We start from the raw sequence: 18,161 nt of genomic DNA on the forward strand, positions 1-18,161 counted from the left end.
TCCTGGCCTAATTTTGTATTTTCCATTGAAAGGGGTCCTCAAATGTAGTCCAATCTTGATCAAATTCCTCAGGTGTGAGCAAGCATTGATCAAGAGTACGAATGATTTCTGCTTTAGGCAAATCTACACCGATAAACACAAGTTTTGTATGGCGATCACCAAACTCTGCGTCCCACTCATCTAGAAGCTCTGGTTCCTGATTTAATATCCGTGCTTTTTCTTGTTCAGGCAAAGCAGCAATCCAGTATGCAATTGGTTCAATCGCAACAGATTTCCCAGCTTGTGAAATTAAAATGGTTAAATCATGATGTGTGGCAAGCCAAGTAAAACCTTTCGCACGAACGATCTGCTCAGGCATTTGATCTAACCAAGCATTCAGTCTGCCGGTATGAAAAGGGAGTCTTCTTTCGTAAACAAAAGATGAAATTTGGTATTCCTCTGTTTCCGGTGTATGCTGACCATGTCCTGCGTTGATTTCTTTGATCCACCCAGCAGAAGCACTTGATTTTTCAAAGTCGAATAAACCAGTATTCAAAATGTCATCTGGCTGTACTATACCTTTTGAGGTTTTGATGATAGATGCTTCTGGTTGTAGTTTGTTCAGCACATGCTCAAGTCGATCTAATTCAGAGGGAGATACTAAATCACATTTATTGATAATAAGAACGTCACAAAACTCAATTTGATCAATGAGTAAATCGGAAATTTCTCGCTCGTCGTCATCGGAAACCGCTTCTTTACGATCTAATAAACTCTCTCCTGACTGGAAATCAGTCCAGAAACGATTTGCATCTACTACTGTGACCATCGTATCTAGACGGCAAAAGCGGGTCAAATCTATACCCATTTCTTCATCAATATAAGAAAACGTTTGAGCGACGGGAATTGGTTCACTAATTCCGGTTGATTCAATGACAATATAATCAATATTACCCGCTTTACAAAGGCGTTCTACTTCGATTAACAAGTCTTCTCTCAAAGTGCAGCAAATACAGCCGTTAGATAATTCAACGAGTTTCTCATCTGATCGAGAAAGCTCGCCGCCTTGTTTGACTAGTTCTGCATCAATATTAATTTCACTCATGTCATTGACGATCACAGCCACTTTTAATCCTTTGCGATTTTGAAGAACATGATTTAATATCGTTGTTTTTCCTGCTCCTAAAAAGCCGCTTAATACTGTAACAGGTATACGCTTATTCATTTGTTTTTGTCCTTTTGAAAACGATCATTTTGTTTTCCGCCTCACTTAAAAAGTAATCATTACGATTTATAATCTAAAATTCTATTTTGTTTCTCTATGAAGGGTATATTTCTTTAATCGAGGAGAATATTTTTTTAACTCCAATCGGTCAGGATTCGTTCTTTTATTTTTTGTTGTGATGTAGTTTCTGTCACCTGTTTCAGTACAGGCCAACGTAATATTCACGCGCATAAGTAATAGGATCCTCCTTTAATTCGTAATAGTTACGATTTGTATTTTAAAATGATCAAGACTGAATGTCAAGCATAGGAGAATGATCCAAGTCAAATGATACAAACAAAAGGGGTATCGAATGACTATTGATACCCCTCTCCATTAATAAAAGTCACCGAGTTCTTGTTCGTAATCACCTTCATACTGCTGGACATCATAAGGAATTTCTTGAAGGAAGGCTAACCCGCCTAGTATAAGTATCAAAACGATAGCAATGAATGAAAGAATAACTGCGGCAATACTTGAAATGGCAAACAGTGTTTGCATTTTCATCATCTTAGCGTACTGTTCTAATAATTCTTCATAAGAAGTATCTGGAGCCTGAATCAAGTGTTCAGCTACTTTTACAGATTTTTGTACATGAATTCCCATCATAATGAGGAAGACGCCAAGGGCTGCAGGAAGAACAAGCCAAAAACCAATAAGAATAGCCAGACCGCCTGAAATATAGAGAAAGATACTACCAACCTTTCCCCACTTTACGATTGAATGAAGAGATTGAATGATTTTCTCAGTTTGTTGCAATGGTGTTCACTCCTTTATGTATTCACTCTTTATCATACTTGAGTAAGTAGTGCTTTAGGAAGAGTGAATGTTGATTGATTAAATTGTTTCTCTCTTCACTTCACTTTTTACAGCTGTGACTTGCGCTATAAAAAAGCGTCTCTTTTTCAGGGAGACGCTCGTTTTATAATTCTTTTCCTAGGATATCTAAATCGTACCTGCTGCCGTCCATTTCTGCGATGCGTGGCAGGTGGCCCCATGTCTCAAAGCCGTGCTTTTTAAATAGTCGAATGCTGGCTTCGTTGTGCCCGAAAATAAAGGCAAGTAACGTTCGAATGCCTAATGAGGGTGCTAAATCAATGGCTTCTTGCAAGAAAAGTGATCCTAAGCCTTTTCCTCGATAGTCTTGGTTTAAATAGATACTCATTTCAACGGTCCCGTTGTATGCAGGCCTTCCGTAAAACGTTTCAAAGCTCAGCCAGCCGTATATATTTCCATCCTCATCTGTTTTCACATAGAGAGGTCTTTTCTCGGAATGATTCAAAAACCATTGCCGGCGGTCCTCGACAGAAACTGGTTCTGTATCAGCGGTCACTTCTCTTGAAGCAATGGTTGAATTGTAGATATCAACGATCGCTTTGAGGTCATCTTCTGTTGCTATACGGTTGAAAGTTTTCACAATTAAGTCTCCCATCTTTTTTTCATTTATCATACATATTATTGATGCGATTGCGCAAAATAAAAAGAAAAATGATTTCGTGTGTATATATTTTTTGAAAAGTGTTCAGAATGTTGCTGAGGTGATGAAAAATGAGAGAGGAAGAAAAGAAACGTACTTCCAAAATCACAAAAGTTCAGCAATTTTTCCGTAAGCGCTGGGTATTCCCTGCTATTTACTTGGTCAGCGCAGCGGTCGTGTTAACAGCCGTTCTTTGGTATCAAGCTGTATCAAAAGATGTGAAAGACCAACTATCTGATGGAAATCAAACAGGGCAAGAACAGCGCGATGATGCCGTTGAAGTTGGAAAGCCAATTGAAAATGTCGCAATGCCGGTCCAGAATTCTGATAATGTTTCTGTCGTGAAAAAGTTCTATGAAGCAGATGCTGACCAAAAAGAGAAAGAAGCAGCACTTGTAAACTATAATAACACCTATACCTTGAGCAAAGGTATTGATCTTGCAGATAAAGATGGCAAAGTGTTTGATGTCACAGCTGCTCTTAGTGGAACAGTGGTTCAAGCGAAAAAAGATCCAGTTCTTGGTCACGTTGTTGAAATTGAACATGAAGATGGATTATCGACTGTTTATCAATCGTTGTCACAAGTGAGTGTCAAAGAAGGCGATGAAGTCAAGCAGAATGATGTCATCGGTGCTTCTGGTAAAAATCTATATGGTGCTGAAAGCGGCAACCATGTGCATTTTGAAATTCGTATGGAAGGTTTAGCGCTTAATCCACTTAGCTTCATTGACAAGCCTGTTTCTACAATTGAAAAAGCAGCGCAAGAAGTGACGGAACAAGCAAAAGAACCTGCTCAGCCAAAGACTGAGGAAAAAACGAAAGAACCTGCTGCTGAAGATAAAGCCAAAGAGCCAGCTGGAGAAAAATCTGAAGAAAAGTCTGATGAGAAGGGTAAATCCTCTGATCAAGAAAAGTCTTCTGATTCCTCTAAAGACAGCAGTCAGTCAGAAGAAACAAAACAATCTTAATGTCTTACAAGGTCCTCTGTGTATATGAATATGCAGAGGTTTTTTCTGCTTAAAAAGATCCCCCGCCACTCGGCGGAGGATACACTATAGGGCGGCAGGTCCTTCTTCACCTGTCCGGATGTTGATTGTATTCGCTACCTCATATATAAAAATTTTCCCATCCCCTGGTTCGCCTGTACGAAGTACCTTTTGAGCTGTTTCTACGACCTGTTCGACAGGTACTTTGCTTAGGACGATTTCGATCTTTAATCGTTCGTACACGTTGCTTTCCTTTTTGACGCCGCGGTATAGCTCTGTATGTCCCTTTTGTAAGCCGCAGCCGTGTACATTTGAAAAGGTAATCGAGGTGACACCAATCTTTCCAAGCTCCACCTTTAATGTTTCAAAATTAGCTGGACGTGTGACAATCTCCACTTTATACATTTTGCTCATAGAGACACCCCTTTTCTTTAATCTTGATAAGCTTTTTCACCGTGCATGGTTAAATCAAGACCCACTGATTCTTCTTCTTCGGTTGCACGAATTTTGAAGAAGACATTGACCACTTTGATGATCACGTATGTCACAACGGCAACAAAAGCGTACGTAGCAACAATCGCGACCACTTGCTTCCAAAGTAAGCTAGGATCTCCGTAAAATAAGCCATTGGCTCCGCCGTCATTGACAGAAGTTGTGGCGAAAAGTCCTGTTGCAATTCCTCCCCAAGTACCGCCAATTCCGTGAAGGCCGAATGCATCTAGTGCGTCATCATAGCCAAATTTGGCTTTGAGTGAAAAGACTCCCCAGAAACAGACGATCCCGCCAATGATTCCTATTATAATAGAAGCAAACGGTGTAACAAAGCCTGCGGCAGGTGTAATGGCGACAAGACCTGCGATGGCTCCAGAGATCGCGCCGAGCATGGTTGGTTTTTTGTTGATCATCCACTCTACTAACAGCCAGCCGATGATTCCTGCAGCAGCAGCTGTATTGGTGTTAATAAAGGCAAACATGGCCACGCTGTCTAATGTAAGAGCACTACCCACGTTAAAACCAAACCAGCCAAACCAGATGACTGCTCCGCCAAGAAGGGTGTAGATCAAGTTATGCGGAGAAGAGCTTGCCGCTTCTTTACGCTTCCCGAGCACAATTGCCACGACAAGACCCGCAACACCGGATGAGATGTGAACCACGTTTCCGCCTGCGAAGTCAAGCGCACCCATTTCGCCAATCCAACCGCCGCCCCATACCCAGTGTGCGACTGGAGCATATACAAATGTGACCCAAAGGAGTGTAAATACAACGACTGCTGAGTAGCGAATCCGTTCAGCAAAGGCTCCTGAGATGATGGCTGTTGTTAAGACGGCAAAGGTCATTTGGAACATCATGAACAATGAATGTGGAATGGTCTCACTATAGGAACCAGGCTCAAAACCTACGCCTTTCAGGCCCACCCAGTCTAATCCTCCGATCCATGCATTGCCTGGTGCAAAAGCTAAGGAATAACCGAATACGATCCATACGATTGAAACGATCGCTAGTGACGTTAAGCTGTGCATGGTTGTGCTTAACACGTTTTTACTTCTCACGAGTCCTCCGTAGAATAAAGCTAAACCCGGTGTCATTAACCACACGAGTAGTGCGCAGAAGAACATAAATACTGTATCACCCATTTGCATGCTGCATTCCCCCGAATCATTCAGAATTATTGTTTTCTTAATTCTTCATTATAGAGAGAAAAGTCATATATAACATATACATGTAAGTTTATCTGACATGGTTTTTTGGTTAAGTTCAATATAAATGGATGAAAAGTTCGTAAAAAATGAGCAAAAACGTAAGTTAAGCACTAAAAATGAAGGGCGTTTGACCTATAAAATGGAGCTAAGAAACAGTTTTGTACGTTCCTCCCTAGGAGAATCAAACAATTCCGAAGGGACGCCTTCTTCGACGATACGGCCTTCGTGCATATAGACGACACGATCGGCAACTTCTTTCGCAAAGCCCATTTCATGTGTGACAATGACCATGGTCATGCCTTCTTTTGCGAGGCTTTTCATCGTTTGCAGCACTTCGCCTACAAGCTCTGGATCAAGGGCAGACGTAGGTTCGTCAAATAACATGACATCAGGCTTCATGGCGAGAGATCTGGCTATGGCTACACGCTGTTTTTGGCCGCCTGATAGTTTAGAAGGATATACGTTGGCTTTATCCGCAAGTCCGACTTTTTCTAGCAAGGCGCTGGCTTCAGCGATGGCTTGCGCTTTCTTTGTTTTTTTCACCATAACAGGCGCTTCGATGATATTTTCAAGCACAGTTTTGTGCGGGAAAAGATTAAAATGCTGAAACACCATCCCTATTTTTTGTCTCATTTCGTTTAATTGATCTCGCTTTGGATGAACAGGGCTGCCATCAATGATAATATCTCCATCATTTTTTATTTCTAAAAAGTTCATACAGCGGAGCAGGGTGCTTTTTCCAGAACCGCTTGCGCCAATTAAGACGACCACATCATTTTCATAAACAGTGAGATCGATATCTTTTAAAACATGAAGCTCTCCAAAATATTTATTGAGTTTTTCAATACGAATGATTTCCTTTGATTCTGTCATGCTTCTCCTCCTATTGGTCACTGGCTGATAGTTTCTTCTCAAAGGTTTGGACAGCGAATGTTAAGAGCAGGACAAGAACTAAGTAATAGACGGCGACAACAAGTAAATACGTCATATTATCAAAACTGTTGGAGCCTTGCGTGGTGGCGACGTTAAATAGTTCATTGACACTGATAAATGCGGCGAGTGATGAATCTTTTAAGCCGATAATGAACTGGTTGCCAAGAGGGGGGAGGGCGCGCCGCATCGCTTGAGGGAGAATGATGCGTCTCATTGTTAAAAAACGACCCATCCCAAGAGATCGTCCTGCCTCTTTTTGCCCCTGATCGATGGATTGGATGGCACCTCTAAATATTTCCGCTATATAGGCCCCATTATGAAAGGCGAGCGCAATGGAAGCAGCCCAGAAGTCGGGTATATTCAATTCTGTGAGGCCGAAGTATAGGATGAAAATTTGAACAATAAGTGGTGTTCCGCGTACAAGAAAGATATACGCATTGGCGATATAACCGAAAACGGCTATGCGGGATATTTTCAATAAAGCAAAGAAAAGCCCGATGAACATACCGATGAAGATGCTGATCACCGTCAGCTGTAAGGTGATCAGCATTCCTTCTAAGAAAATACCTCTAGAATCAATCAGTGTCTGAAAAAAGTGTGATAGGGTAGGCAAAACAATCATCTCCATTTGAAGAAAGTGCGCCTATAAAAAAGGCGCACAATCGTGGTTTTAATCTTGTTTGACCGTGATGTCTTCATCAAAGTACTTTTCGCTAATTTGTTTTAATGTTCCGTCTTTTTTTAGTGCGTCAATCGCATCGTTGATCTCTTTTATGAGCTGTTCATTTTCTTTTGATACAGCAATTGCCTGCTCACTTTGTCCGAGTCTTTCCTGCGCTGTGATGTTCAATTTTTTCTTCATCGCTTCTGCACCTGTGGCGAAATCTGTTACGACTGCATCGTGTTTTCCTTTGGCCAGTGCTTCTAAGGCGACGACATCACTATCATAATATTTTGGTTCTTGCCCGCTATGTTCCTTAGCAATATCAGCGTAGGACGATCCTTTGGATACAGCAATTTCTTTGTCTTTTAAGTCATCAGCATGCTGAATGTCTGATCCGGGTCTTGTGAAAATTTGCGGACCAGAGTAGTAATAGGGCTTAGAAAAAAGGACGTGTTTTTTTCGTTCCTCATTGATGGTATGACTTGCAACTGCCGCATCAAATTTACCTGCTTTCACGCCTTCGACGATGCCTGCGAATTTATATTTTTTCTGTATAGGTTCGAGACCTAGTTTGTCACTAATCGCATTGCCTACATCGATATCAAAGCCGGACATCTGATTTCCATCCATGTAACTAAACGGATGAAATTCACCTGATGCTGCAAAAATAAATTTTCCATCCTCCAAAATTGGCGACCCTTTTGCTGTAGAATTACGTTTATCTCCGTTCCCATTTGTTTCATTTGAACCACACGAAGACAGAAGTAATACTGCAACCGAGAAAAGGGCTGGGACCCAAAACCGTCTTTTTTTAATAATAAGCTTCTCCTCCTTTTCAGCCGGTCTCCATATAAGGAGAAAGTAGGCTTTTAAATATGTGTAGCATCTTACCATTTGTTCCTCATATTCTCAATTTTATATGTGTTATTCCAACAATCGTCCTTTTTAGAATGTATGTCTTGCTTTTCTAAGAGAGAACTTGAATTGATTAGGGTAAAAAAGGGAAATGAATCTCATAATAACGAAAGGGTTGCAAAAAGGAGGTCAGTGTATGAACAAGTGGAGAGACAATCGAAAAGTTTTTTTAACCGCTATTGCCTTTGGAACGATGTTGAATCCGCTGAATTCATCAATGATTTCTTTGGCCTTGCATCAAATTCAGCATGAATTCGGTTTGTCGTTTACGACCGTATCTTGGCTTATTTCTTCTTTTTATTTAGCCAGTGCAGTAACACAGCCAGTGAGCGGCCGGATTGGGGATCATGTGATGAGCCGGAGAACCTTATTTTTATTCGGTCTCGTTCTTGTCGCAGTCTCAGCCATTTGCGCGCCGTTTGCCCCAACGTTTGCGGTGCTGATTGTGATCCGTTTGTTACAGGCGATTGGAAGCAGTGCCATTTATCCTTCTGGGGTCGGACTCATTCGGGATCATATTCAAGAAAGACAGGCTTCGGCGTTAGCGGTATTATCCATTTTTGCTTCAGCGATGACGGCGCTTGGACCGACGCTTGGCGGATTTCTGATGACCATTGGCGGCTGGCCGGCTATCTTTTTAGTGAATCTGCCGTTTATTTTGATCAGTTTCTTTCTCGGTTTATTGTTGTTTCCGAAAGAGCAGAAAAAAAGAAAGCTGCGCATAGGCGAAACTGTGCGAACACTCGATTTGCCAGGGATGCTTCTTTTTACCGTCTGCATTGTTCTCCTGCTTTCATTTTTATTATCACTGGGTGATGGCATTCAATATGTTCAAGGCATTCTTTGTCTCCTGAGTGCAGGCGCTTTTATCTGGTGGGAGTATCAGGTGGATGAACCGTTTATTCAAATACGGATGTTCAGAGAAGAGCAGCGGCTGTCACTTGTGTATGTGCAATTTATCATTTTAAATATCTTTTTCTATTGTCTCTTTTTTGGTTTGCCGAGTTATTTTCAGGATGAGTTAGGCTGGCGTGTGGAGATGACGGGTCTTTTTATGCTGTGTATGTCAGGGGTGAGCATTATTGTATCGCCGCTGACAGGAAAGTGGGTGGATCGCGGGGATGAACGCCATCCAGTTTTAGCGAGTGCTGTATTGATGCTAGCTGGAGCGTCTGCCATGACTTTCTTTTTTATTCCTGCGCCATTATGGGGAAAAGGATTGGTTCTGGCGCTGCTTGGGCTCAGTTATGGGATTGGGAATGTCGCGCTTCAAGCTGCGATGCTCAAGGCAAGCCCTCAGCAAATGATTGGCACGTCCTCTGGACTTTTTCAAACATGCCGCTACCTTGGTTCTATTCTGTCGTCTGCTGTGCTTGGTATGCTGTTTGGGGATGAAATTGCTGGTGCTCATTTTGCGCAATTAGGCTGGACGTTGATCATCATTTCTCTTATTGGCATTGGCGTCAGTCTTTATTTTTCAAATATGGTTAGAGGGAGACAGCCAATAAAAAAAGCGGCGCGATAAGTGAGAGAAGAATCTTCATCACGTTATCGCAAGGCCGCTTAAGAATTGGACAGGTCTGAGCCCTGATCCTTTGTCTTCCTTCTGAAAATTTTCCCTACAATTGTCTCGTAAAATGTCACGATACGATCGATAGGAGAGTCAAAGAACTTCCATAATTTATTCATGATAAAGACAACCACAATCGATACGACCAAGCTGCCTAAAACATCAAATGGATAATGATGACCGACCCAGATGCGGGAGAATCCTGTAAGTAATCCAAAGACGAGCAATATGTTGCCGAGCTTTTTATTACGGGATCGAATGGCTAGTGAAAGAGCCAATGCACCTGTTGTATGGTCACTTGGGAAGGAAGCGTCTGCTGAATGCGGGATGAGTGTGTCGACTTTATGCGCCACAAACGGCCGCTCTTCATAATGAAACAATGTAATGGCAAAGTTGACGATAAGTGCTGCAATGCCTGTTACACCGGAAAAGAAGACATGCTTCTTAAATTTGTGATTCCCTAAAAACCAGCAAATCAATAAGACAAGGGCGTACACAAGAATGGCCTTTTTCGTAATAAAGATCATGGCCTGATCTAAAAACTCAGAATGGTGAGCCATCCCGTGTATGACTTTAAACAATTCGTAATTCAAAACATCACCTATACTTTCGCTTAATGCCAACTATTTTTCAAAAAAGCCTGTATGCTCTATATGAAATATCCTATATTTTAGCATGTTTCCGGCGAAGTTTAAAATAGTATCCTTTTATTCTGAAAGGGAGACCTTTTGTGCATTTGCTTCCTGGGGTTTTCGTTCGCTCCAATAAAAGACGCCCATACTCAGCAAGACAACAATGCCTGCAATGAGGTACACATTTGAAAAGTCTGTGAAACTGACAAGGAGTCCAAAGACAAATGAGCCGGCAGCAATACCTGTATCATACAGAGTAAAGAAAGTAGCCGTCGCATACCCCGTACGGTGAGCTGGTGAGTGCTGAATCGCAAGTGTTTGTAAACATGGCACGAGCGAACCATAGCCAAGTCCAATCACAGCGCCTGATAGAAGAAGCATTGTGGCTGAATGTGTCGCTGTCAGCATCCATAAACCAATAGCAAAAAGGGCAATCGAAGGATAGATCACAACGTGAGCTCCAACTCGGTCAAAAAGTCTGCCTGTAAATGGACGTGATCCAAGCATTGCAGCCGCAAACACAATGAAGAAATAACTGCTTGCACCCATCAAATGGAGTGAATTGGCATATACTGAAATAAATGAAATAATCGGCGAATAACAGAAAGAAATAATAATACCGACGGCCGCTGTTTTTAATGCGCCTTTTTCAAACAGGTGAGAAAACGTGAATCGGAAGACGATGCTTCCGCCGTTTTCAGGCTCTGGCTGTCTAATTAGCATTGTAAAAGCGGCTCCGATCGTCACGATAATGGAAAAGAGAAGAAATAAGGAATGAAATCCTATTTTTCCTACTTGGTTTAGTGCGATAAACGGACCGATGACAACAGCGAGGTTCATGGACATCACAAAGTATCCGAGTCCTTCCCCGCGTTTATGTTTCGGGATCATATCAGCCGCAATGGCACTGGCGACTGTCGTCAAAATACTAAAAAAGATTCCTTGTACGAAACGCAGCACAAGAAGCGTTTGGAATTGATCAATCGGAATGTATAAATAAGTGAGTAAGGCAAAGGCTGTAGAAGAGAAAATCGCCATCCGTTTTTTGCCGAATTTCTCAATAATGGCGCCAGAAAAAGGTCTTGTCACAATAGCAGATAATAAGAAGACCGTCACAAGGAGACCGCCCTGTGATTCTGTTCCATTTAGTTTATCCATTGTGTAAATGGGCAGTAATGTCAAAAGGGCATAAAAAGAGGTGAACGTAAATAAATTCACCAGGACAATCATGATAAAATCTTTTGTCCATATGCGTTCGTTCATGGTGTATATCACTTCCTATTCAGTAGATAATTTGTGTAAAAGTGTATGGAGGAGTTGTTTTTCTTCGTAGGTAAAATCTGAAAGACATTCTTCTTCAAATTGTTCCATCGTGCGTTTGATTTCTTCAAATCGGGCTTTTGCATCATCTGTCATCACGATCAGATTCTCACGTTTGTCTTTGCCTTGTACACGTTTTACCCAGCCGTTTGCTTCTAAGCGGGTGACGGTTCTGGTAATGGTCGGTGCTTCGACGTTTAAATATGTCCAGATGTCTTTTTGGGTTTTTGGGCCGAATGTATCCAAACAAAAAAGCACAGTCCACTGTGACATGTACAAGTCATAAGCAGCAAGCGCTTCGTTCGCCTTTTTAGACAGCAGCCGTGCGCCTTGATGTATTTGATGTAAACACTCTCTATTTAACGTATCCATATGCTCACCTTTTTTAAATATTTAGCTAGGTAAATAAATTCACCTTTTCTATTTTACGTGCTGAACCCTTTCTTGTAAAGTGGAAATTTTCGCGCCCCGAAATGATTTTTTGTTTTGCCTTTTCTGATAAATCCCTTGTCCCATCTTCATTTTTAGCATATTCCCTATTCAATGCTAATACACTGTTACAAACCTGACAAAGAGAGTGTTTGAGGTGAGGGATCGTGTTTGGCATTTACTACCTAATGGATGAGAAATTACGACGAACAAGCGCCGCTGAAAATGGATAATCTTCATACGGATCTCATTTCACACTTCTCACATCCATTTTAGGGAGGTCGAGTGGTGTGCACGATTACATCAAAGAGCGAACAATCAAGATAGGAAAGTATATCGTGGAGACAAAGAAAACCGTTCGTGTTATTGCGAAAGAATTTGGAGTCTCTAAAAGTACTGTACACAAGGATCTAACAGAAAGACTGCCAGAAATTAATCCAGATCTGGCTAATGAAGTGAAGGAGATACTGGATTATCATAAATCAATCCGCCACTTGCGAGGAGGAGAAGCCACCAAGTTAAAGTATAAAAAAGAAGAAATTCTAGAAGGCGAACCTGTGAAACAGTAAGCTTAGTTCTTTGTTCATAAACATGATATATATATCTTCCTCATATCGGTAGTTTCTAACCACAAATTTTGTAAAGACTTTTGTAAAGAAATATCTTTTTTTCTGCAAATTATGATAGAATATATAATTAGGGCAGAATGTGGTATTTGCTATGGAAACAGATTTTCAAGGAGGATATATATAGATGTTTGCTAGGGATATTGGAATTGATCTTGGTACTGCAAATGTACTGATTCATGTCAAAGGAAAAGGAATTGTGTTAAATGAACCATCTGTGGTAGCTCTTGATAAAAACAGCGGGAAAGTTTTGGCTGTTGGAGAAGAGGCTAGACGTATGGTTGGACGTACGCCTGGGAATATTGTTGCGATTCGTCCATTAAAAGACGGCGTAATCGCTGATTTTGAAGTAACTGAAGCGATGCTCAAGCATTTTATTAACAAATTAAATGTGAAAGGGCTGTTCTCTAAGCCGCGTATGCTCATCTGCTGCCCGACAAATATTACATCTGTTGAGCAGAAGGCGATCAAAGAAGCTGCTGAAAAAAGCGGTGGTAAGCATGTATTTCTTGAAGAAGAGCCAAAAGTAGCAGCGATTGGTGCTGGTATGGATATTTTTCAGCCAAGTGGAAACATGGTCGTAGATATTGGAGGCGGAACGACAGATATCGCTGTCATCTCAATGGGTGACATTGTAACCGCCTCTTCTATTAAAATGGCTGGAGACAAATTTGATCTGGAAATTCTAAACTACATTAAAAAAGAGTACAAGCTGTTGATTGGTGAGCGCACGGCTGAGGATATTAAGATCCAAGTTGCAACGGTATTCCCAGACGCACGTCACGAAGAGATTTCGATTCGTGGACGAGACATGGTGACAGGATTACCAAGAACGATTACCGTCACAAGCAAAGAAGTAGAAGAAGCATTGCGTGAATCTGTATCTGCGATTGTTCAGGCTGCGAAACAAGTTCTTGAAAGAACACCGCCTGAATTATCAGCTGATATTATCGATCGCGGCGTCATCATTACAGGTGGCGGAGCTCTTCTAAACGGGCTTGATCAATTGCTTGCAGAAGAGCTGAAAGTACCAGTTTTCGTTGCTGAAAATCCAATGGACTGTGTAGCAGTTGGTACGGGCGTGATGCTTGATAATATGGACAAGCTGCCAAAGCGTAAACTCAGCTAATGATTTCCCTCATTCTTTTTAGAAAGAATGGGGGATTTTTATTAAAGAACCCTGCTAATCAGCCGATATATTTCATAGAAGATTGTGTTTAGGTCATGTGAAAGAATTTGAATGAGGTGAGCACGTGTTAAAAGGACTATACACCGCAACATCTGCCATGATCGCTCAAGAGCGGCGGACAGAAATGCTTTCAAATAATATCGCAAATGCGAATACCCCAGGATATAAAGCGGATGAAGGGGCAATGCGTGCATTTCCAGAAATGCTGCTGAGCCGAATGGAATCAGGACGATTCCAAACATCCTCAGGCAAAGGCTTTAGTGTTCCACTGCAATCGCCGATTGGTGGAATCAATACTGGGACATATATGCAGGAATTAATCCCTCAATTTACACAGGGAACTTTAAAAACAACAGATCAAACAACAGATGTAGCACTAGTTGAAAATAATGTGCCGATCAATCCGGAGACCAATCAGAAATCAGCGCTATTTTATGCGGTCAACACACCAGAAGGCGTTCGTTATACGAAAAGCAGCTCCATTACATTGAACGCACAAAATCAGCTGACCATTAATGGCCGCGCTCTTCTTTCCGTGACGGGTCAGCCGATTACGGTTCAGAGTGAGAACTTCAAAGTGAATGCAGATGGTACTGTGTCTGAAAATGGCCAAAATCTTGGTCAAATCGATGTACGTGTTGCGATGGATACAAGAAACCTAGCGCGTGAAGGAAATGATTTATACCGTACAGCTGATAACCAGCCCCTGCCAAGTGCAGTCAATAACGGTCAAATGTCCTATACGTTAAGCCAAGGCGTATCGGAGCTGTCGAACGTGGATGTGACGAAATCATATACAGATATGACAACGGCTTACCGAGCATTTGAAACAAACCAAAAAGTGGTTCAGGCGTATGATAAAAGCTTAGAAAAAGCAGTGAATGAAATTGGCAGAGTGTACTAATCAAGAAATGAAAAAGAAAGGAGGAAAATTATGCTTAGAACGATGATAAATGCAGCTGTATCGATGAATGAAGTGCAAAAGCAGCTTGACATCATCAGCAACAACATCGCGAACAGTGAAACAACAGGATACCGTGCGAAAAATACCCGTTTCTCAGAGCTGATCAGACAACAGTTTAATCAGGTAGATGAAAAAAATGAGCAGGTGGCAAACAGTCGTCTGACACCTGCTGGGTTAAGGCTTGGAACGGGTACAATGGTCAATGCGTCCATTAACTCGCTGCAAGGCTCGATTAAAGAAACAGGACGTGATCTTGATGTTGCCTTCGGAGCGCCGTCGCAGTATTTGCAGGTCAACGCCGGCGGTAATATCCGTTATACAAGAGATGGCTCACTTTACTTACAGCCGGGCAATAACCGTAACCAAGTGCAGCTTGTCACGAGCGAAGGCTATCCGATTCTTGATGAAAACGGAAATGCAATCGTCTTAAATGCGAATTTCCGTGATATTTCAATTGATAAAAATGGACGGCTTACGGCGATTTCAAGAGATAATCAACCGAATCAGCAAGTGAATCTAGGCGTTGTACAAGTCAATAATTCGTCAGCACTTGTCTCTGAAGGAGATAATTTGTTCTCGGTCGACGGAACTTATCAAGGCGCATTAACAGCACTAAATGGAGCAAACCGAGAGGCGATTCAGCTTCAGCAAGGTGCACTGGAAACGTCAAATGTGGACATGTCGAAAGAATTAACAGACCTCATGACAACACAGCGTTCCTATCAGATGAATTCTAGAACGATTACGATGGGCGATCAAATGCTGGGATTAATTAATACAATTCGATAATCAGCAGGCTGGTATCAGCCTCTCATGATAAAAAAGGCGGCTCGCTCAAAGTCGCCCTTTTTTTTATAAAAATCTGAGACATCAGCAAGCAGATCCTCAAGATCAATCCAGGCTTCTTTTCGTTCAAGACATGTGACGAGCGTGGCGATCTGCTCATCTGCCTTTGGCGTTTGGCTGTAGAGAAGAGATAAGATTTGAAACTTCATTCTTAATATATCAAACTGGGAAGCAACGGCTTCTTTCAGTCCTTTTTGAATATATTTCATCCCTTCATCGGTTAAATTTTCTTTAAAACAGGAACGCACAGTTTCGTATAGGCACGATACATAGGAGTGTGCTGACTTTCGGTATGCTGGAAGACGAAGTGCTTTTTTGAAGTATTCTAGCGCTTCCTTATGACGGTTTTGTCTTGACTGAATAAAGCCAGCATCATAGTAAACGATACCGAGCAGCTCTTGATCATCAATCTTTTTCACATAATCAATAATTTCAATGAAAATATCTTCCGCTTCCTTATATTTTTTTTGGTCGCTATAGTTAAGAGCGAGCACAATTTTACACCGATAGATGCTATGGATATCTCCGTGCTTTGCAAAAATATCCATGGCTTTTTGAATATGACGAATCGATAACAACGAGTAACGGTTGTTATAATAAACACCGCTTGTACGGAAATGGAACTCTGCTTCCTCCAGCTCATCGTTAAGTAATGGCAGTCGTTCCTCTGCCTTTTCGAGATAATGAATCGCATCATTTTGATCACTTTTTAAAGATTCATATAATCCGAGAAAGAAATAAAAATAATATTGCAGTTCTTCGTTCATTTCATCTTTGTGGGGCAGCAGTTCATGTTTGAGTTTTTCTAAGTCATCTGTCTGATTCATCCAGAGCTGATGACGGAAAAGCATCAGCTGATAATGGAAATAGAGTTCCTGTTTTTTTGATAATTTGCGTTTATATTTTAGCAGTGTTTTTTTGATTTCTTCAGCCTTCGAAAAATGTCGATGCTTTAGCATTGTATACCAGGAATGGAGAAGTTTTTTTATGGATTTATCGCTCATAAAATTCATTTTTACCCTCTTATTCAATCAATGTTGTAATATATATTACCATATTTGTGAAAAAACAATGAGTGTAGTGTGGATTATATTTGATGACAATTGGTAATGGTAGATTCTATTTTTTACCATATGTATAAGGCGAATATTGAAAAATGCCAGCATTCATAATATACTTCTATAGGAATCAAATGAAGATAAGCGATATAGAAAAGAAGGAGAGATCAAGATATGCTTGATGCTCAGCAAATTCAAGACATTATTCCACACCGTTATCCATTCTTATTGGTCGACCGTATTCTAGAGGTTGAGGGAGAAAAAAGAGCGGTTGGAATTAAAAATGTCACAGTGAATGAAGAATTTTTTAACGGCCATTTCCCTGGTTACCCAGTCATGCCTGGTGTGCTTATAGTAGAAGCACTCGCACAGGTTTTTGGTGTGATTATGTTAGGCAAGGAAGAAAACAAAGGAAAGATTGGTTTGTTTGCAGGGATTGACGGATGCCGCTTCAAAAGACAGGTCAAGCCCGGTGACCAGCTTCGTTTAGAGGTTGAAGTGACGCGCCTCCGCGGGCCGGTTGCAAAAGGAAAAGCAGTAGCGACAGTAGATGGCGAAGTTGCATGTGAAGCAGAACTGACATTTTCTATCGGTCCTAAAGTATCATGATTTTCCTGGCGGTTCATCAAGCATGAATCGCTTTTTTATTTAAAAACGTTCAGTTAGAACGGACAAGGACTTGCAATTTTGACAAAAAAACGTCATATTAGACACAAAAAGATGAAGGTGATAAAGGATGCTGAAAGAATTTAGAGAATTTGCCGTCAAGGGAAATGTCATTGACTTGGCTGTAGGTGTCATCATTGGGGGAGCATTTGGCAAAATTGTCACTTCTCTTGTGAATGATTTAATTATGCCGCTTGTCGGTATTATTATTGGAGGGCATGATTTTAGCGGTCTATCCATTAAAATCGGAGCGGCTCAAATTTTATATGGGAACTTTATTCAAACAGTGGTTGATTTCTTAATTATCTCGTTTTCCATTTTTATCTTTATTCGTTATTTGAATAAGTTAAAACGGAAAAAGGTTGAGGAAGAAGAGGTTGTGGAAACGCCGGATCAAACGGAAGTTCTGCTAACTGAAATTAGAGATCTATTGAAAAATCAAAGCCAGTCTAAAGATGTGCAATAGAAAAAGAGCGGCTGATCCCGCTCTTTTTTATGTGTTTTGTTTAAAAGCATCCAGTAGTTTTTCTCCTGACAGCCCCTCTTTGACGAGGTCTTTTAATACTTCTTCAGTTTCTGTTCTGTAACGATTTGTAATCATTTTACCATCGAGTAACACAGAAATGTTTTCTTCTAAGGCAACGATGTTTTTGACTTGGACAGATAGATGAACAGGGCGGTTGTTTTCTTTAGTGATCGTTACAAGAATCTTCACTTCTGTGTGCTGCTGAAAGAGCACCTCAAACACCTGTCTATGTTTCTTTGGAATGAGTGCTTCGATCATCCAGTGATTTTCACCGTCTTCTTTATTAATGATTAAACCGTCACGAAGGGGAATGCTGGACATTTTATCTTGCTGTGGATCAAGTTCAATTTTTAAATCAATCAGCCTAAAGGTTTTCATATTTATCACCTCACAAGCGTTCATTATTCGTAAGTATCA

Annotated in this window: 22 protein-coding genes; 8 read left to right on the plus strand and 14 right to left on the minus strand. The window is 41.1% G+C overall.

Annotated elements, in window-relative coordinates; genetic code table 11:
• Positions 1-7 precede the first annotated feature (7 nt).
• The 4 genes from JJ692_RS04270 to JJ692_RS04285 form a co-directional block, all read right to left on the minus strand.
• Positions 8-1,204, minus strand: coding sequence for a GTP-binding protein (locus JJ692_RS04270; protein ID WP_024423714.1), 1,197 nt, complete (start codon positions 1,202-1,204; stop codon positions 8-10).
• Positions 1,205-1,285: 81 nt separating this feature from the next.
• Positions 1,286-1,435, minus strand: a complete 150-nt coding sequence (rpmG, locus tag JJ692_RS04275; RefSeq protein WP_024423713.1) for a 50S ribosomal protein L33 — start codon at positions 1,433-1,435, stop codon at positions 1,286-1,288.
• A gap of 144 nt (positions 1,436-1,579) precedes the next feature.
• Positions 1,580-2,002 carry a hypothetical protein gene (locus JJ692_RS04280; protein WP_024423712.1) on the minus strand — a complete coding sequence of 141 codons (423 nt, stop codon included), beginning with the start codon at positions 2,000-2,002 and terminating at the stop codon, positions 1,580-1,582.
• Positions 2,003-2,165: 163 nt separating this feature from the next.
• Positions 2,166-2,675: a GNAT family N-acetyltransferase gene (locus JJ692_RS04285; protein ID WP_029706351.1), complete on the minus strand. Its 510-nt coding sequence runs from the start codon at positions 2,673-2,675 to the stop codon at positions 2,166-2,168.
• 116 nt (positions 2,676-2,791) lie between these two features.
• Here JJ692_RS04285 and spoIIQ point away from each other — a divergent pair, with 116 nt between their 5' ends.
• A complete protein-coding gene (spoIIQ, locus tag JJ692_RS04290; protein ID WP_034281210.1) occupies positions 2,792-3,688 on the plus strand; it encodes a stage II sporulation protein SpoIIQ in 897 nt (298 codons plus the stop codon).
• Between the two features lie 84 nt (positions 3,689-3,772).
• On the opposite strand, the gene JJ692_RS04295 is transcribed toward spoIIQ, so the two are convergent.
• The 5 genes from JJ692_RS04295 to JJ692_RS04315 all read right to left on the minus strand — a co-directional run bounded on the left by JJ692_RS04295 (position 3,773) and on the right by JJ692_RS04315 (position 7,897).
• On the minus strand, positions 3,773-4,120 hold the full coding sequence (locus JJ692_RS04295) for a P-II family nitrogen regulator (protein ID WP_024423704.1): 348 nt from the start codon (positions 4,118-4,120) through the stop codon (positions 3,773-3,775).
• 17 nt (positions 4,121-4,137) lie between these two features.
• The gene (locus JJ692_RS04300) at positions 4,138-5,346 is read right to left on the minus strand and encodes an ammonium transporter (RefSeq protein ID WP_024426325.1); all 1,209 of its coding nucleotides are present in this window, start codon (positions 5,344-5,346) and stop codon (positions 4,138-4,140) included.
• A gap of 192 nt (positions 5,347-5,538) precedes the next feature.
• Positions 5,539-6,279: an amino acid ABC transporter ATP-binding protein gene (locus JJ692_RS04305; protein ID WP_044333374.1), complete on the minus strand. Its 741-nt coding sequence runs from the start codon at positions 6,277-6,279 to the stop codon at positions 5,539-5,541.
• A 10-nt stretch (positions 6,280-6,289) separates the two neighbouring features.
• Positions 6,290-6,967 (minus strand): amino acid ABC transporter permease, encoded by a 678-nt coding sequence (locus JJ692_RS04310; RefSeq protein WP_080652918.1) that lies wholly within the window; start codon positions 6,965-6,967, stop codon positions 6,290-6,292.
• 42 nt (positions 6,968-7,009) lie between these two features.
• On the minus strand, positions 7,010-7,897 hold the full coding sequence (locus JJ692_RS04315) for a transporter substrate-binding domain-containing protein (RefSeq protein WP_073207704.1): 888 nt from the start codon (positions 7,895-7,897) through the stop codon (positions 7,010-7,012).
• Between the two features lie 157 nt (positions 7,898-8,054).
• Here JJ692_RS04315 and JJ692_RS04320 point away from each other — a divergent pair, with 157 nt between their 5' ends.
• Positions 8,055-9,443 carry an MFS transporter gene (locus JJ692_RS04320; RefSeq protein WP_073207701.1) on the plus strand — a complete coding sequence of 463 codons (1,389 nt, stop codon included), beginning with the start codon at positions 8,055-8,057 and terminating at the stop codon, positions 9,441-9,443.
• A 38-nt stretch (positions 9,444-9,481) separates the two neighbouring features.
• Here the strand turns inward: JJ692_RS04320 and JJ692_RS04325 are convergent, their stop codons facing one another.
• From JJ692_RS04325 to JJ692_RS04335, 3 genes are all read right to left on the minus strand, one after another.
• Positions 9,482-10,081, minus strand: coding sequence for an undecaprenyl-diphosphatase (locus JJ692_RS04325; protein ID WP_024423699.1), 600 nt, complete (start codon positions 10,079-10,081; stop codon positions 9,482-9,484).
• A gap of 114 nt (positions 10,082-10,195) precedes the next feature.
• A complete protein-coding gene (locus tag JJ692_RS04330) occupies positions 10,196-11,383 on the minus strand; it encodes an MFS transporter (protein ID WP_073207698.1) in 1,188 nt (395 codons plus the stop codon).
• Positions 11,384-11,398: 15 nt separating this feature from the next.
• Positions 11,399-11,812, minus strand: coding sequence for a MarR family winged helix-turn-helix transcriptional regulator (locus tag JJ692_RS04335; protein WP_024423697.1), 414 nt, complete (start codon positions 11,810-11,812; stop codon positions 11,399-11,401).
• A 347-nt stretch (positions 11,813-12,159) separates the two neighbouring features.
• Here JJ692_RS04335 and spoIIID point away from each other — a divergent pair, with 347 nt between their 5' ends.
• The 4 genes from spoIIID (at position 12,160) to JJ692_RS04355 (ending at position 15,437) form a co-directional block, all read left to right on the plus strand.
• Positions 12,160-12,438, plus strand: a complete 279-nt coding sequence (gene spoIIID, locus JJ692_RS04340; protein WP_008343327.1) for a sporulation transcriptional regulator SpoIIID — start codon at positions 12,160-12,162, stop codon at positions 12,436-12,438.
• A gap of 184 nt (positions 12,439-12,622) precedes the next feature.
• Positions 12,623-13,624 carry a cell shape-determining protein Mbl gene (mbl, locus tag JJ692_RS04345; RefSeq protein WP_007497573.1) on the plus strand — a complete coding sequence of 334 codons (1,002 nt, stop codon included), beginning with the start codon at positions 12,623-12,625 and terminating at the stop codon, positions 13,622-13,624.
• A gap of 124 nt (positions 13,625-13,748) precedes the next feature.
• Positions 13,749-14,588, plus strand: a complete 840-nt coding sequence (locus JJ692_RS04350; RefSeq protein ID WP_061110178.1) for a flagellar hook-basal body protein — start codon at positions 13,749-13,751, stop codon at positions 14,586-14,588.
• A 30-nt stretch (positions 14,589-14,618) separates the two neighbouring features.
• Positions 14,619-15,437, plus strand: a complete 819-nt coding sequence (locus JJ692_RS04355; RefSeq protein ID WP_034281197.1) for a flagellar hook-basal body protein — start codon at positions 14,619-14,621, stop codon at positions 15,435-15,437.
• Positions 15,438-15,451: 14 nt separating this feature from the next.
• On the opposite strand, the gene JJ692_RS04360 is transcribed toward JJ692_RS04355, so the two are convergent.
• Positions 15,452-16,507, minus strand: coding sequence for a tetratricopeptide repeat protein (locus JJ692_RS04360; protein WP_151039776.1), 1,056 nt, complete (start codon positions 16,505-16,507; stop codon positions 15,452-15,454).
• Positions 16,508-16,726: 219 nt separating this feature from the next.
• Here JJ692_RS04360 and fabZ point away from each other — a divergent pair, with 219 nt between their 5' ends.
• A complete protein-coding gene (gene fabZ, locus JJ692_RS04365; RefSeq protein ID WP_012011512.1) occupies positions 16,727-17,161 on the plus strand; it encodes a 3-hydroxyacyl-ACP dehydratase FabZ in 435 nt (144 codons plus the stop codon).
• 127 nt (positions 17,162-17,288) lie between these two features.
• Positions 17,289-17,684, plus strand: coding sequence for a large conductance mechanosensitive channel protein MscL (mscL, locus tag JJ692_RS04370; protein ID WP_024423693.1), 396 nt, complete (start codon positions 17,289-17,291; stop codon positions 17,682-17,684).
• Positions 17,685-17,711: 27 nt separating this feature from the next.
• Here the strand turns inward: mscL and JJ692_RS04375 are convergent, their stop codons facing one another.
• Positions 17,712-18,122, minus strand: a complete 411-nt coding sequence (locus tag JJ692_RS04375; RefSeq protein ID WP_024423692.1) for a YwpF-like family protein — start codon at positions 18,120-18,122, stop codon at positions 17,712-17,714.
• Positions 18,123-18,161: the final 39 nt, after the last annotated feature.

Source organism: Bacillus sp. 3a (genome assembly GCF_017161885.1).
GTDB classification, from domain to species: domain Bacteria; phylum Bacillota; class Bacilli; order Bacillales; family Bacillaceae; genus Bacillus; species Bacillus safensis.